This window comes from Kitasatospora sp. NPDC056184 (assembly GCF_042268405.1).
In the GTDB taxonomy this organism is placed as follows: Bacteria; Actinomycetota; Actinomycetes; order Streptomycetales; family Streptomycetaceae; genus Kitasatospora.
Map to the genome: position 1 here is coordinate 19,517 of NZ_JBHJUI010000047.1, position 14,116 is coordinate 33,632.

A 14,116-nucleotide genomic window follows, 5' to 3' on the forward strand; every position below is an offset into this window, starting at 1 on the left:
TCCCCTCACGAAAGCCCAGGAGGCACCCGTTGTCCGCTTTCACGAGAAGAACAGCCCTGGCCGCCGCCGCCCTCGCGCTGGCCACCACCGTCTCCGCGTGCAGCGGCACCAACGGCGGGGGCGGCGCCGGCGGCGGTGACCAGGCCGACGGCGGCAAGGTCACCCTGCGCTGGTCGACCTGGGGCTCGGCCGAGGACACGGCGGTCTTCAAGGCCTTCACCGACGAGTTCGCCAAGAAGCACCCGAACATCACCCTCAAGCTGGAGCAGGTCGCCTCCTACGAGGACTACCACCCCAAGCTGATCACCCAGTTGACCTCCAAGACCGCCCCCGACGTCCTCTACGTCGGCGACGACTACATCGGCAAGCTGGTCGCCGACGGCGTGCTCGCCCCGCTCGACGCCCAGCTCGCCGGGCCGGACAGCCGCAGCAAGCCGGCCGACTTCTTCGAGGGCATCTACGGCGGCGCCAAGAAGGACGGCGTCACCTACGGCGTCCCGAACGACACCAACCCCGAGGTGCTCTGGTTCGACAAGAAGGCGCTGGCCGCCGCCGGCATCACCGAGGACCCGGCCGCGCTCAACGAGGCCGGCCAGTGGACGATGGCCAAGTTCCAGGAGATGAACGCCAAGCTCAAGGCGGCGGACCGGATCGGCACGATCTTCTGGAACTGGTACGGCGCCAACTACAGCATGGTCAACGGCTTCGGCGGCAAGGTCTGGGACGGCGGGAAGTTCGTCGCGACCACCGACCCGAAGACCCGCCAGGCGCTCAGGACCCTCGCCGACGGCTACCGGGACAAGACCTTCGCCTCCGCCGACCTGCTGCCCGAGGGCAACGGCGCGGCCACCCAGTTCATCAAGCACAAGGCCGGCTTCTACGCCGGCGGCCGCTGGGTGATCGAGGGCATCGACAAGGGCGGCGACCGGGACGGCTACGACATCGTGCCGTTCCCCTCCGAGTCAGGCCAGCCGATCCCGGGCGCCGTCGCCGCCTCCTACCTGACCGTCAACAAGGACAGCAAGCACCCCAAGGAGGCCTTCACCTTCCTGACCGAGTTCGTCAGCCAGGAGGGCCAGCGGCTGCGGCTCAAGGGCGGCAGCGCCGTCCCCTCCGTCCGCGGCGCCGAGGACCTGGTGACCGAGGGCGCCTACCCGCCGCACGCCAGGACCTTCCTGGACGTGCGCGACCGCGGCTTCGCCAACTACCCCGACGAGGTCGCCGTCCCCGGTCTGACCAAGGCGATCAACGACCAGCTGATGAAGATCTGGGAGGGCAAGGTCGGCTTCGACGAGGGCATGACCCAGCTCCAGACCCTGGTCGACGGCATGAAGGGGAAGCAGGGGTGAGCGCCGTCACCCAGGCGGCGGCCCGGCGGCGCAAGCGCTCCGCCGCCGGGCCCGCCCCCGCCGCCCCCGCCGCGAGCGGCGGCCGCGAGCCGCTCTGGCGCCGCCGCGACCGCCGCTGGGCCCTGGTCTTCCTCGCCCCCCAACTGCTCGGGCTGCTGGTCTTCCTGGTCGGCCCGCTCGGCTTCGCCGTGGTGCTGTCCTTCATGCGCTGGGACGGCCTCGGCGACGCCACCTGGGTCGGCCTGGACAACTTCCGCACCCAGCTGACCGACCCCGAGTTCGGCCGCGCGGTGTGGAACACCCTCAAGATCGGCCTGATCACCGTGCCCGGCGGCCTGGCCCTCGCCCTGCTGATCGCGCTCGCCCTGCACGGCGTGCGCGGGCGCACCGCCTACCGGGTGGTCTACTTCCTGCCCGTGGTCACCAGCTCGGTCGCGGTCTCGGTGATCTGGCAGATGATCCTCGGCGGCGGCGCCGACGGCATCCTCAACGGCACCGTCCACGACCTGTTCGGCGTCACCCTGCCCGACTGGCTGGCCGACCCGGACTGGGTGGTGGTCGCGGTGGCGGTCGTGACGATCTGGTCCTCGCTCGGGCTGAACGTCGTGATCTTCCTGGCCGGCCTCGCCACCGTCCCGACCAACCTGCTGGAGGCCGCCCGGATCGACGGCGCCGGGCCGTGGCAGACCCTGCGCTCGGTCACCCTGCCGCTGCTGTCGCCGACCGTCTTCTTCACCGTGGTGGTGTCGGTGATCAGCTCGTTCCAGGCCTTCGACCTCGTCTACGTGCTGGTCAACCCGGACCACAACGAGGGCGCCCAGACCATCGTCTACAAGGTCTACCAGCAGGGCTTCCGGGAGTTCCACTTCGGCCTGTCCAGTGCCGCCGCGCTGCTCCTGCTGCTGCTGACCCTGGTCGTCACGGCGGTCCAGTTCCAGGCGCAGAAGCGCTTCGTCCACTACGAGTCCTGAGGCGCCGCCATGACCGTCCGCCACTCCACCGCCCCCCGGCAGCTCCTCCTGCACAGCGCGCTCGTCCTCGGCGGCCTGCTGATGCTGTTCCCGTTCGTCTGGATGGTCCTGACCTCCTTCAAGGGCGTCAGCCAGATGATCAACGAGCCGCTGTCCTGGCTGCCCTCGCCCTGGCGCACGCGCAACTACCCGGACGTGCTCGACGAGGTGCCGATCGGCCGGGCCTACTGGAACAGCATGTACATCGCGGCGATCACCGTCGCCGCCACCCTGCTCACCGGCGCGATGGCCGCCTACGCCTTCGCCCGCATCCCGTTCCGCGGCTCCGGGCCGCTGTTCGGCCTCTTCCTGGCCACCCAGATGGTCCCGGCGCAGGTCACCATCGTGCCGCTCTACATCATGCTGGCCAAGCTCCAGCTGATCGACTCGCACCTGGCGCTGATCCTGCCGGCCGTCGCCAACCCCTTCGCGGTGTTCCTGCTGCGCCAGTTCATCCGGGCCGTGCCGGTCGAACTGGAGGAGGCGGCCCGGATCGACGGCGCGGGCCGCTGGACGATCTTCTGGCGGATCGTGCTGCCCAACATCCGCCCCGGCCTGTGGACGCTCGGCATCATCGTCTTCCTGGCCAGCTGGAACAGCTACTTCTTCCCGCTGGTGTTCCTCAACAGCTCGGAGCTGTTCACCGTCCCGCTGCTGCTCGACTCCTTCAACTCCCAGCGCGGCGGCATCGACTACGGCCTCACCGCGGCGCTGTCCGCGATGACGGTGGTGCCGATGCTGATCGCCTTCCTGATCGGGCAGCGCAAGATCCTCAACAGCATGGCCTCCTCGGGCCTGGGAGGCCGCTGATGTCCCCGTCCCCGCCCCCGTTCCCGTCCCCGTCCTTCGGCGTCGAACTCGACCTCGTCGAGCGGCCGTTCACCGAACGCGGCGCCCGGCTGCTGGTCACCGCGGGAGCGGACCCGGCCGAGGGCCTGCGGGTCGCCCGGGCCGAGTACGAGACCCCGCTCGCCGCCACCACCGAGCTCACCGGCCTCCTCGTGCACGACGCCGCCGGGAACCCGCTGCCGGTCCTCGCGGCCACGCCCGTCGAGGTGGCCTTCGCCGGCGGGGTGTCGCTGCTGTTCGCCGACCCGGCGACGCTGGTGCTCGCCGGGCACGGCGCGCGGGCCTCCTGGCGGCTGCCGGACGGCACCGCGCGCGGCCTGGCGCTCGACGGCTGCCACGTCCTGGCCGGCCCGCCGGGGGAGTGGTCCGCCCCCGCCGTGCGGGCCGCCGCCGAGGCCCGCTGGGCCGACTGGTTCGCCCGGATGCCGGCCGTCCGCCCCGACCTCGCCGGGCGCGCCCGGATGGCCTGGTGGACCCTGGCCGTCAACCTGCTGCCGATCGCCGGGCGCGAGGGCCTCGTCCCCTCCAAGTACGGCTACGTCGGCGTCTGGAACTGGGACGCCCTGTTCCACGCCGTCGCGCTGCGGCACGGCGACCCGGCGCTCGCCCGGGACCAGATCCTGCTCCTCCTGGACCACCAGCTGCCCGACGGCCGGCTGCCCGACGTGGTGCACGACCACGGCGTGCTCGCCGACACCACCGACCTGCCGCGCGCCGACCACGCCCGCCTCGCCGAGCACGTCGGCAGCGCCAACGGCGCGCGCCCCGAGCGCGCGCCGGTCCCGGTCACCAAACCGCCCCTGGCCGCCTGGGCCGTCTGGAAGGTCCACGAGACCGACCCGGACGTCCCCTTCCTCGCCGCCGTCTACCCGCGGCTGGTGCGCGCGCACGCGTGGTGGTTCGACGCCTCCGACCCGGACGGCGACGGCCTCCCCGAGTACCTGCACCCCTACTCCTCCGGCCTCGACGACAGCCCGGTCTGGGACTACGGGCCGCGCGCCGAGCCGCCCGACCTCAACTCCTACCTGGTCCTGGAGGCCGACCGGCTGGCCGACATCGCGGCCGCCGTCGGCCGCCCCGCCGAGGCCGCCCGCTGGCGCGAGCGCGCCGCCGCCCACGCCCGGCTGCTGGTGGACCGGCGCTGGGACGGCACCCGCTTCACCACCCTGGCGGCGGGTGCCCCCGTGCCGGTGCGCACCGCGCTCGACCTGATGCCGCTGTTCACCGGCCGGCTGCCCGCCGAGGTCGCCGCCGCCCTGGAGCGGACCCTGCGCTCACCCGCCTTCTGGGGCGAGCGGCCGGTGCCCACCGTGGCCTTCGACGACCCGGCCTTCGACCCGGACGCGATGTGGCGCGGCCCGGTCTGGCTCAACGTCAACTACCTGCTGGTGGAGGGGCTGGAGCGCTCCGGATTCCCGGAGACGGCCGCCGAGCTGCGCGAGCGCACCCTCGCGATGGTCCGGGACGCGGGCGGGCTCTACGAGTACTGGAACCCGCTGACCGGCGCCCGCGCGTCCCGCGCCACCTCCGGCTTCGGCTGGTCCGCGGCGCTCTTCCTGGACCTCGCCAGAGAGATCGGATAATCCGACTGTTTCTATTCTCTCGTCATCACCTGATGTGCCGTCACTACCCTTTCCGCACGAACGGAGGCCCCACCACGACAGAGATGGAGCACCGACCATGCGCACGCTGCTCAGGAACACCGTCGTCGTCCTCATGACCACCCTGCTCGCCGCCGCGCCGGCCCTGACCGCCGCGGCCCCGGCGAGCGCGATCGTCGGCGGCGCGGCGGCCGCCGGCGGACAGCTCCCCTACCTCGTCTCGCTGGCGCGCGGCTCGCACTTCTGCGGCGGCGCCGTCCTCGACCCCACCACCGTCGTCACCGCCGCCCACTGCGTCGCGGGCACCGGCGCCGAGGCGCTCACCGTGCGGGCCGGCAGCCTCCAGCACGCCTCCGGCGGCGTGCGGGCCAAGGTCGCGTCCGTCCTGGTGCACCCCTCCTACAGCTCCGCGACGCTCGACAGCGACCTCGCCCTGCTGCGCCTGGCCACCCCGCTCGGCGGCGGCGGCATCGCCGCCCTGCCGCTCGCCGCCGCCGGCACCGACCCCGCCGGCGGCAGCGCCCAGGTCTCCGGCTGGGGCGCGGTGGTCCAGGACGGCCCGCTGTCCGCGACCGCGCGCCTCGTCTCGGTCCCCCTGATCGGCCGCGACCGGTGCCGCGCCGAGTACGGGCCCGCCACCATCACCGACGACATGATCTGCGCCGGGGAGGACACCGGCGGCAAGGACGCCTGCCAGGGCGACAGCGGCGGGCCGCTCGTGCTCGGCGGCGTCCTGGTCGGGGTGGTCTCCTGGGGCCTGGGCTGCGGCCGGCCCGGCTACGCCGGCGTCTACACCCGGATCGGCGCGCTGCGCCCCTGGATCGACGCCCACCGCGCGGACGGCTGACCCCGTGCGGACGGCCGACCCGTCGGCGGCCGGCCCGTCCGCAATCCCGTTGCGCGGGCGGCGGCGGGCCGGTGATGATCCGTGGCATGACCCTCGACCGCGCCCTGCACCCCTACCCCAAGATCCCGGCGCGCGGAGGCGTCGCGGCCTCCGGCGCCCGCGTCTGGGCCGCGGTGGAGAAGGTGCACGGGGCGCACTTCGCCGTGGTCTGCGACCGGGCGGGCGTGCGGCCCGCGAAGCGGCGCGAACTGCTCGGCGACGACGGCCTCGACGGCTTCTTCGGCGTCAGCCGGATCTGGCCGGCGCTCGCGGTGGCGGCGGCCCGGTTCGCGGCGGCGGTGCGCGGACCGGCGGACCCCGGCGCGGTGGTGACGGTCTACGGCGAACTCGCCGGCGGCGGCTACCCGCACCCGGACGTGCCCGCCGTCGACGGGGTCCAACCGGTGCAGACCGGCGTCCGGTACGCGCCCGGCCTGCACTGGCTGCCCTTCGACGCCACCGTCGAGGGCGCCGGCGGCCGCTCCTGGCTCGCCGACCGCGACCTGCGCGAGGCCGCGTCCGCCGCGGGGCTCACCTGCGTCCCCGTGCTCGGCCACGGCGCCCTGACCACCCTCCAGGACCTGCCCGCCGCCTTCCCCACCCGCGTCCCCGCCCTGCTCGGCCTGCCCGCCCTCCCCGACAACCTCGCCGAGGGCTACGTCCTCAAACCGGCCGAAGCCTGGCCGCCCGAGGCCGGGCCGCGACCGCTGCTGAAGGTCAAGCAGCCCGCCTTCGCCGAGGACGAGCGCTTCGACGGCGCCCGCCCCTACCTGCCCCCGCCGGACGGCGCGGCCGGCGTCCCCGCCTGGCTCCTCGTCCAGGCCGCCACCCTGCTCACCCCCACCCGCGCGGCCGCCGCCGTCAGCAAGCTCGGCCCCCGCACCCCGCCCGCCGCCGTGGCCGAGGAGATCGCCCACGACCTCACCGACGAACTCGCCGACGCCCTCGGCGGCCTCCCGGCCGACACCCGCCACGCCCTCCACCGGGCCCTCACCCCCGCCGCCCGCACCCTCGCCCGCTTCGACGCCGAGGACCGGCGCGGCACCTGAGGCCGGGTCCGCGACCCCCACCGGGGGCTCAGGGCAGCAGGACGACCTGGCTCGCGTAGTTGAGGCCGGCGCCGAAGCCGGCCAGCAGGGCGGTGTCGCCCGGGCCGGTCGCGCCGGCCTCCAGCAGCGCCTCCAGGGCCAGCGGCACCGAGGCCGAGGAGGTGTTCCCGGTGCGGGCGACGTCGTACGAGACGGCCGTGTCCGGGCCCAGCCCCAGCCGTTCCGCCATCAGGTCGATCATCCGGGCGTTGGACTGGTGCGGCACGAACACGTCCAGCTCCGCGGGCGCCACCCCGGCGCCGTCCAGCGCCCGGCGCGCCCCCGGGCAGACCTCCTCCATCGCCCAGCGGAACACCCGGCGGCCGTCCATCCGCAGCCAGGGCCGCTCCGTCGTACCGGGCGCGCCGGCGTAGGCGTCCCAGCCGCGCGACATCCGCAGCGAGTCGAAGTACCGGCCGTTGGCGGCCCGCGACACCGGCCCGATCCCGGGCCGCTCGGCCGGGCCGACCACCGCCGCGCCGGCGCCGTCGGCGAACAGGAAGGCCATCGAGTCGTCCGTCGGGTCGACGATGTCGGTCATCCGCTCGGCGCCCACCACCAGCACGTGCCCGGCGCTGCCCGAGCCGATCGAGTCGGCGGCCAGCGCCAGCGCGTGGCAGAAGCCCGCGCAGGCGGCGGAGAGGTCGATCCCGGTGGCGCCGTGCGCGCCCAGCTCATGGGCGATCCGCACGGCGGTCGGCGGCGTCATCAGCATGTTGGAGGTGCTCGCCAGCAGCACCAGGTCGATCTCGGCGGGCCGCACCCCGGCCCGGGCCAGCGCCTTCTCGGCGGCGGCCGCGCCCATCACCGCCAGGGTCTCCTCCGGCCCGGCGAACCGGCGCTCCACGATGCCGCTGCGGCGCGTGATCCACTCCTCCGGGTGCCCGATCATCCGGCCCAGCTCGGCGTTGCCGACCACCCGGTGCGGCCGGTACCCGCCGATCCCCAGCAGCCGGCTGTGGCCCGCGGGCGCGGCCCGCAGCCCTTCCGGCCGCGGCCGCCCGGGCCGCCCCGCGCCCCGTCCCGTCCCCTGCTCGGCCATCGTCGACTCCCCTTCACGCCGCTCGCGTCGGAACTCCGCGGCCAGCGTTCCGGCGCCCCCTGGAACCCGGCTGGAGCCGTACGACCCCGGCGCTGTCCAGTGCGGCTCGACCGCAGCCCCAGCCGGGGCGCCGACCGTGGCGGTGTTCACCGAACGGAAGGAAACGGAAACCCCATGGCTGGCTTCACGCTCACCGACTTCCAGCAGATCGTGGCGAAGTGCTTCGAGGGCACCGACGGCGGCGAGCTCGACGCGGCCTCGGTCGACAGCGAGTTCGGCGACCTCGGCTTCGACTCCATCGTGGTCTACGAGATCGCCGTCCGGATCCAGGACGACTACGCCGTCGCCATCCCCGACGAGGACCTCGACGACCTGAAGACGCCGGCCGCCTTCATCGCGTACGTCGACGCCCGCGTCCCCGCCGCGAACTGACGGGTGCCGAGGACCGACGGAAGGAAGGAGGACCGGCTGTGAACCGAAGCGTCGCCATCACCGGGATCGGTGTGGTCGCACCCGGCGGGGTCGGCCGCAAGGCGTTCTGGGACCTGCTCGTCTCAGGGCGCACCGCCACCAGGACCATCTCGCTCTTCGACCCCGGACGCTTCCGCTCGCGGATGGCGGCCGAGGTGGACTTCGACCCCGCCCTGCACGGGCTGACCCCCCGGGAGGTCCGCCGGCTCGACCGGGCGGCCCAGTTCGCCGTGGTCAGCGCCCGTGAGTGCATTGCCGACAGCGGGCTGGAGTTCGCCGCCCTCGACCCGCACCGGGTCGGGGTCAGCGTCGGCAGCGCCGTCGGCGGCACGACCACCCTGGAACAGGAGTACCTGGTCCTCAGCGACAACGGCCGCCTCTGGGAGGTCGACGGCGCCTACCTGTCGCCGCACCTGTACGACGCCTTCGTGCCCAGCTCGCTGGCGGCCGAGGTGGCCTGGACGGCCGGCGCGGAGGGCCCGGCCACCGTGGTCTCCACCGGCTGCACCTCGGGGCTGGACGCCGTCGGCCACGCCCGCGACCTGATCGCCGAGGGCAGCGCGGACGTCATGCTGGCCGGCGCCGCCGACACCCCGATCTCGCCGATCGCCGTCGCCTGCTTCGACGCCGTGCGCGCCACCTCGGCGCGCAACGACGACCCGGCCCACGCCTCGCGGCCCTTCGACCGCGGCCGCGACGGGTTCGTGATCGCCGAGGGCGCCGCGATGTTCGTCCTGGAGGAACTGGAGCACGCCCGGGCCCGCGGCGCGCACGTCTACGGGCTGCTCTCCGGGTACGCCACGCGCTGCAACGCGTACCACATGACCGGCCTGAAGAAGGACGGCCGGGAGATGGCCGACGCGATCCGCTACGCGCTGGCCGAGGCGGGCCGGGCGCCCGAGGCCGTCGACTACGTCAACGCCCACGGCTCCGGCACCAAGCAGAACGACCGGCACGAGACGATGGCCTTCAAGCAGGCGCTCGGCGACCACGCCTACCGGGTGCCGGTCAGCTCGATCAAGTCGATGGTCGGCCACTCGCTGGGCGCGATCGGCTCCATCGAGATCGCCGCCTGCGCGCTGGCGATGGAGTACGGGGCCGTCCCGCCCACCGCCAACCTGCACGAGCGCGACCCCGAGTGCGACCTCGACTACGTGCCCAACGAGGCCCGGGAGGCGCGGCTGGACACCGTGGTGTCGGTCGGCAGCGGCTTCGGCGGCTTCCAGAGCGCGATGGTGCTGACCCGGGCGGGCGCGGCATGAGCGGCCCGGACACCCGCGCCGCCGTCGCCACCGGCCGCGCGGCCGACACGGCGGGCGCGGCGGACACCGCCGTGGTCACCGGCATCGGCGTGGCCGCGCCCAACGGCCTCGGCACCGAGGCCTGGTGGGCGGCGACCCTGCGCGGCGAGAGCGGGATCCGCCCGATCACCCGCTACGACGCCTCCCGGTACCCGCTCCGGCTGGCGGGCCTGATCCCCGACTTCGACGCCGCCGCCCACCTGCCCGGCCGGCTGCTGCCGCAGACCGACCGGGTCACCCGGCTGGCGGTCGCGGCCGCCGACTGGGCGCTCGCCGACTCCGGGGCCGACCCGGCGGCGCTGCCCGAGTACGCCATGGGCGTGGTCACCTCCAACGCCACCGGCGGTTTCGAGTTCACCCACCGCGAGGCGCGCAAGCTGTGGACCAAGGGCCCGCAGCACGTCAGCGTCTACGAGTCCTTCGCCTGGTTCTACGCCGCCAACACCGGCCAGATCTCCATCCGGCACGGCATGCGCGGCCCGAGCAGCGTCCTGGTGGCCGACCAGGCGGGCGGCCTTGACGCGCTCGGCCACGCCCGGCGCACCCTGCGCCGCGGCGGCGCGCTGGTGGTCAGCGGCGGCGTGGAGTCCGCCTTCGACCCCTGGGGGCTGGTCGCCCACCTGTCCGGCGGCGGGGTCTCCCTGGTCGCCGACCCGGAGCGGGCGTACCTGCCGTTCGACACCGACGCCGCCGGGCACGTGCCCGGCGAGGGCGGCGCCGTCCTGATCGTGGAGAGCGGCACGGCCGCCGCCGCGCGCGGCGCCCGCCAGGTGTACGGGGAGATCGCCGGCTACGCCGCGACCTTCGACCCGGCGCCCGGCTCGGGCCGCCCGCCCGGGCTGGAGCGGGCCGCCCGGCTCGCCCTCGCCGACGCCGGCCTGGCCGCCGGCGACATCGACGTGGTGTTCGCCGACGCGGCCGGCGTCCGCGAGCGCGACGACGCCGAGGCGGCGGCCGTCGAGGCGCTGTTCGGCCCGTACGGCGTCCCGGTGAGCGTGCCCAAGGCGCTCACCGGCCGGCTCACCGGCGGCGGCCCCCCGCTGGACACCGCCGCCGCCCTGCTGGCGATCCGCGACGGCGTGCTGCCGGCCGCGCGGATCACCCGGCCGGTGCCCGGCCACCGGCTCGACCTGGTGCGCGGCGAACCGCGCCCGGCCCGGGTGCGGGCCGCGCTGGTACTGGCCCGCGGGCACGGCGGCTTCAACTCCGCCCTCGTGGTGCGCGCGCCCGGCCCGGACGCCCCGCGCGCGACCCGCCAACCCGACCCCGACACCCCCCGGGAGGACCGGCCATGAGCCGCCTGACCTTCGACGACCTGCGCGGCATCCTCGCCGAGTGCGCGGGCGAGGACGAGCAGACCCGCATCGACCCCGAGGCCCTGGACCTGCCGTTCACCGACCTCGGCTACGACTCGCTCGCCCTGCTGGAGACGGCCGCGGTGATCACCCGCCGCTACGGCACCGACCTCGCCGACGAGGTGGTGGCGGCCGTGGAGACCCCGCGCCAGCTGCTCGACCTGGTGAACAGCGCGATGGCCGAAGCGGCCTGAGCGAACGCCCACCCCTTCCACGTTCGAGAGAGGAGCACCGGCATGGCGGAGCAGCAGCGCGGAGCGGCCCTGGTCACCGGGGCCACCCGGGGCATCGGCCGGGCCGTCGTCGAGACCCTGGCCCGGCGCGGCCACCCCGTCTTCCTCGCCGCCCGGGACGCCGAGCAGGTCGCCGCCACCGTCAAGGAGCTGCGCGAGCAGGGCCTGACGGCCGACGGCGCCGCCTGCGACGTGCGGTCCCGCGACGAGGTGCGGGGCTGGGTCGCGGCCGCCGTCGAGCGGTACGGCCCGGTGGAGGTCCTGGTGAACAACGCCGGCCGGGGCGGCGGCGGGGTCACCGCCGACCTGGCCGACGAGACCTGGTACGACGTCATCGACACCAACCTCAACAGCGTCTTCCTGGTCACCCGGGAGGTGCTCACCACCGGCCGGATGCGCGAGCGGGCGAGCGGACGGATCGTCAGCATCGCCTCCACCGGCGGCAAGCAGGGCGTGCTCTACGGGGCGCCGTACTCGGCGTCCAAGCACGGCGTGGTCGGGTTCACCAAGGCGCTCGGCCTGGAGCTCGCCAAGAGCGGCATCACCGTCAACGCGGTCTGCCCCGGCTACGTCGAGACCTCGATGGCGGAGGGCGTGCGCCAGGGCTTCGCCGCGCTGTGGGGCGTCACCGAGCAGGAGGTGCTGGAGCGGTTCCTCGCCAAGATCCCGCTGGGCCGCTACACCGACCCCGCCGAGGTCGCCGCCTTCGTCGGCTACCTGGTCAGCGACGAGGCCGCGCCGATCACCGCCCAGGCGCTCAACATCTGCGGCGGCCTGGGTAATTACTAGGCCCGCCCGCCCGCCCACGGAACGACCCCCGCGACGGAGACACCCATGACCACGCCACCGCCCGCACCACCGCCCGCCCCGGCGCCGCCGCTGCGCCGCACCGCCGAGCACACCGCCGACCTCCGGGCGCCCGCCGACCGGGCGTTCCGGCTGATCGCCGACGTCACCCGCTGGCCGCTGCTCTTCCCGCCCTGCGTCGCCGCCGACGTGCTGGAGTCCGACCTCGACTCCGAACGGATCCGGCTGTGGGCCGTCGTCGGCGAGGAGGTGCGCAGCTGGACCTCGCTGCGCACCCTCGACCGCGAACGGCTGCGGATCGACTTCCGCCAGGAGGCCCCGAGCCCCCCGGTCACCTGGATGGGCGGCCACTGGGAGTTCGCGCGCGGGGCCGACGGCGAGAGCACCACCCGGCTGCTGCTCGGCCACGAGTGGTCCACCGACGGCGCGCCCGAGCAGTCCGAGCTGATCGCCCGGGCGCTGGACGGCAACAGCGGGCAGGAGATCGGCGCCGTCCGCTCCTGGGCCGAACGCCCGGAACCGCTGGAGGAGTTGGTCTTCTCCTTCGAGGACCGGGTGGAGGTGGACGGCCCGCCCGAGGCGGTCTACGACGTCCTGCACCGGGCCGACCTGTGGCCGGACCGGCTGCCGCACGTGGCGGCCGTCGAGCTGGACACCGCCGCGGCGACGCCGGTCACCGGCGGCGCCGAGGTCCAGTGGCTGACCATGGACACCCGCGCCGAGGACGGCTCGGAGCACCGGACCCGCTCGGTGCGGCTCTGCTTCCCGCACCGGCGGATCGTCTACAAGCAGACCACCCCGCCGGCCGGCCTGCTCGGCCACAGCGGCGAGTGGATCCTCACCCCGCACGGTGCGGGGACCGCCGTCACCGCCGTGCACCGGGTGGCCCTCGACGCGGACGCCCTGCCCCGGCTGTTCGGCCCCGAACCCGACCTCGCGGCCGTGCGCGCACGGGTGCGGGCGGCGCTCGGCGGCAACAGCCTGCGCACCCTGGAGTGGGCGCGCTCCTTCGTCGCGGGCGCCGCCGCCCCGGCCTCCGGGGCGGCCCGATGACCGGGCTGTCCGTGCCGCGCGGCGCCGCCCTGCACGGCGGCGCCGCGGACGCCGACGGGATCCGCCTCCAGGAGGTCGCCGACGGGGTCTTCGCCCACGTCCAGGACCCCGGCGGCTGGTGCCTCAGCAACGCGGGCGTGGTGCTCGGCGGCGGCGAGAGCCTGCTCGTCGACACCGCCGCCACCGAACGGCGGGCCCGCCGGCTGCGCGCCGCCCTGACCGGCCTGACCGCCGTGCCGCCCCGGCTGCTGGTGCTCACCCACTTCCACGGCGACCACGTCTTCGGCGCCGGGGTCGCGGCGCCGGAGGCGGCCCTGGTCGCCCACGAGAACGCCCGCCGCGAGATGGCCGAGGCCGGCCTCGGCCTCACCGGGCTCTGGCCGGCCGTCGACTGGGGCCGCGTCGAGGTGCGGCTGCCGCACCTCACCTACCGGGACCGGCTGACCGTGCACGTCGGCGAACGGCCCGTCGAACTCCTGCACTTCGGGCCCGCGCACACCACCGGGGACACCCTGGTCTGGCTGCCGGAGGACGGCGTGCTGTTCGCCGGGGACGTGCTGCTCTCCGGCTGCACGCCCTTCCTGCTGATGGGCTCGGTGCGCGGCACCCTGCGCACCCTGGACCGGCTGCGCGAACTCGCCCCCCGGACGGTCGTCCCGGGCCACGGGCCGGTCGCCGGACCGGAGTTGCTGGACGAGACGGCCGCCTACCTGGAGTGGCTGCTGAGCATCGCCGAGACGGGCCTGGCCGCCGGGCTGAGCCCGCTGGAGACCGCCCGGGACGCCGGCCCCGGTCCCTTCCCGCACTGGCTGGACGGCGAGCGGGTGGTCGGCAACCTGCACCGCGCCTTCGCCGAGCTGACCGGCGCGGCGGAGGGCGCCGCCCTGGACGTGGTGCGGATCTTCGGGGAGATGGTGGAACACAACGGCGGACGCCTGCCCGAGTGCTACGCCTGACGCCCGACCGCGCACCCGAACGGCCCCGGCCGGAGGGTTCCGGACGCTGTTGGCGAATGTGAGTGATCGGCTGCGGTGAGTGACGCCGGTCTCCGAGACTTGTCTCGGAGACCGG

14 protein-coding genes are annotated in these 14,116 nt (G+C 75.0%); 13 read left to right on the forward strand and 1 reads right to left on the reverse strand.

Annotated features, from left to right (window positions below; all coding sequences use genetic code 11):
* Positions 1 to 29: 29 nt before the first annotated feature.
* The 6 genes from ACFC0B_RS40200 to ACFC0B_RS40225 all read left to right on the forward strand — a co-directional run bounded on the left by ACFC0B_RS40200 (position 30) and on the right by ACFC0B_RS40225 (position 6,744).
* On the forward strand, positions 30 to 1,349 hold the full coding sequence (locus ACFC0B_RS40200; protein ID WP_376098260.1) for an ABC transporter substrate-binding protein: 1,320 nt from the start codon (positions 30 to 32) through the stop codon (positions 1,347 to 1,349).
* Positions 1,346 to 2,320, forward strand: coding sequence for a carbohydrate ABC transporter permease (locus tag ACFC0B_RS40205; protein WP_376098263.1), 975 nt, complete (start codon positions 1,346 to 1,348; stop codon positions 2,318 to 2,320). The genes ACFC0B_RS40200 and ACFC0B_RS40205 overlap by 4 nt, the downstream gene beginning before the upstream one ends.
* A 9-nt stretch (positions 2,321 to 2,329) precedes the next feature.
* Positions 2,330 to 3,169, forward strand: a complete 840-nt coding sequence (locus ACFC0B_RS40210) for a carbohydrate ABC transporter permease (RefSeq protein ID WP_376098266.1) — start codon at positions 2,330 to 2,332, stop codon at positions 3,167 to 3,169.
* On the forward strand, positions 3,169 to 4,791 hold the full coding sequence (locus tag ACFC0B_RS40215) for an amylo-alpha-1,6-glucosidase (protein WP_376098269.1): 1,623 nt from the start codon (positions 3,169 to 3,171) through the stop codon (positions 4,789 to 4,791). Before ACFC0B_RS40210 ends, ACFC0B_RS40215 begins: the two co-directional genes overlap by 1 nt.
* Before the next feature lie 97 nt (positions 4,792 to 4,888).
* Positions 4,889 to 5,656, forward strand: a complete 768-nt coding sequence (locus ACFC0B_RS40220; protein WP_376098272.1) for a serine protease — start codon at positions 4,889 to 4,891, stop codon at positions 5,654 to 5,656.
* Positions 5,657 to 5,742: 86 nt separating this feature from the next.
* Positions 5,743 to 6,744 carry an RNA ligase family protein gene (locus tag ACFC0B_RS40225; protein ID WP_376098275.1) on the forward strand — a complete coding sequence of 334 codons (1,002 nt, stop codon included), beginning with the start codon at positions 5,743 to 5,745 and terminating at the stop codon, positions 6,742 to 6,744.
* Between the two features lie 28 nt (positions 6,745 to 6,772).
* On the opposite strand, the gene ACFC0B_RS40230 is transcribed toward ACFC0B_RS40225, so the two are convergent.
* Complete coding sequence (locus ACFC0B_RS40230) at positions 6,773 to 7,825, reverse strand: beta-ketoacyl-ACP synthase 3 (RefSeq protein ID WP_376098278.1); 1,053 nt, start codon at positions 7,823 to 7,825, stop codon at positions 6,773 to 6,775.
* Positions 7,826 to 7,999: 174 nt separating this feature from the next.
* Between ACFC0B_RS40230 and ACFC0B_RS40235 the strand changes: the two genes are divergently transcribed.
* Genes ACFC0B_RS40235 through ACFC0B_RS40265 form a run of 7 tightly spaced genes read left to right on the forward strand, consistent with a single transcriptional unit; the run spans position 8,000 to position 14,001 of the window.
* Entirely contained in the window at positions 8,000 to 8,257 is a 258-nt protein-coding gene (locus ACFC0B_RS40235) for an acyl carrier protein (protein WP_376098281.1), read from the forward strand.
* A 38-nt stretch (positions 8,258 to 8,295) separates the two neighbouring features.
* Entirely contained in the window at positions 8,296 to 9,558 is a 1,263-nt protein-coding gene (locus ACFC0B_RS40240; protein WP_376098284.1) for a beta-ketoacyl-[acyl-carrier-protein] synthase family protein, read from the forward strand.
* The gene (locus ACFC0B_RS40245) at positions 9,555 to 10,892 is read left to right on the forward strand and encodes a ketosynthase chain-length factor (RefSeq protein ID WP_376098287.1); all 1,338 of its coding nucleotides are present in this window, start codon (positions 9,555 to 9,557) and stop codon (positions 10,890 to 10,892) included. Before ACFC0B_RS40240 ends, ACFC0B_RS40245 begins: the two co-directional genes overlap by 4 nt.
* Positions 10,889 to 11,146, forward strand: a complete 258-nt coding sequence (locus tag ACFC0B_RS40250; RefSeq protein WP_376098290.1) for an acyl carrier protein — start codon at positions 10,889 to 10,891, stop codon at positions 11,144 to 11,146. Before ACFC0B_RS40245 ends, ACFC0B_RS40250 begins: the two co-directional genes overlap by 4 nt.
* A gap of 42 nt (positions 11,147 to 11,188) precedes the next feature.
* Positions 11,189 to 11,974, forward strand: a complete 786-nt coding sequence (locus tag ACFC0B_RS40255; RefSeq protein ID WP_376098293.1) for an SDR family NAD(P)-dependent oxidoreductase — start codon at positions 11,189 to 11,191, stop codon at positions 11,972 to 11,974.
* Between the two features lie 45 nt (positions 11,975 to 12,019).
* Positions 12,020 to 13,045: an aromatase/cyclase gene (locus ACFC0B_RS40260; RefSeq protein ID WP_376098296.1), complete on the forward strand. Its 1,026-nt coding sequence runs from the start codon at positions 12,020 to 12,022 to the stop codon at positions 13,043 to 13,045.
* A complete protein-coding gene (locus ACFC0B_RS40265) occupies positions 13,042 to 14,001 on the forward strand; it encodes an MBL fold metallo-hydrolase (protein WP_376098299.1) in 960 nt (319 codons plus the stop codon). Before ACFC0B_RS40260 ends, ACFC0B_RS40265 begins: the two co-directional genes overlap by 4 nt.
* The last annotated feature ends 115 nt before the right edge of the window (positions 14,002 to 14,116 follow it).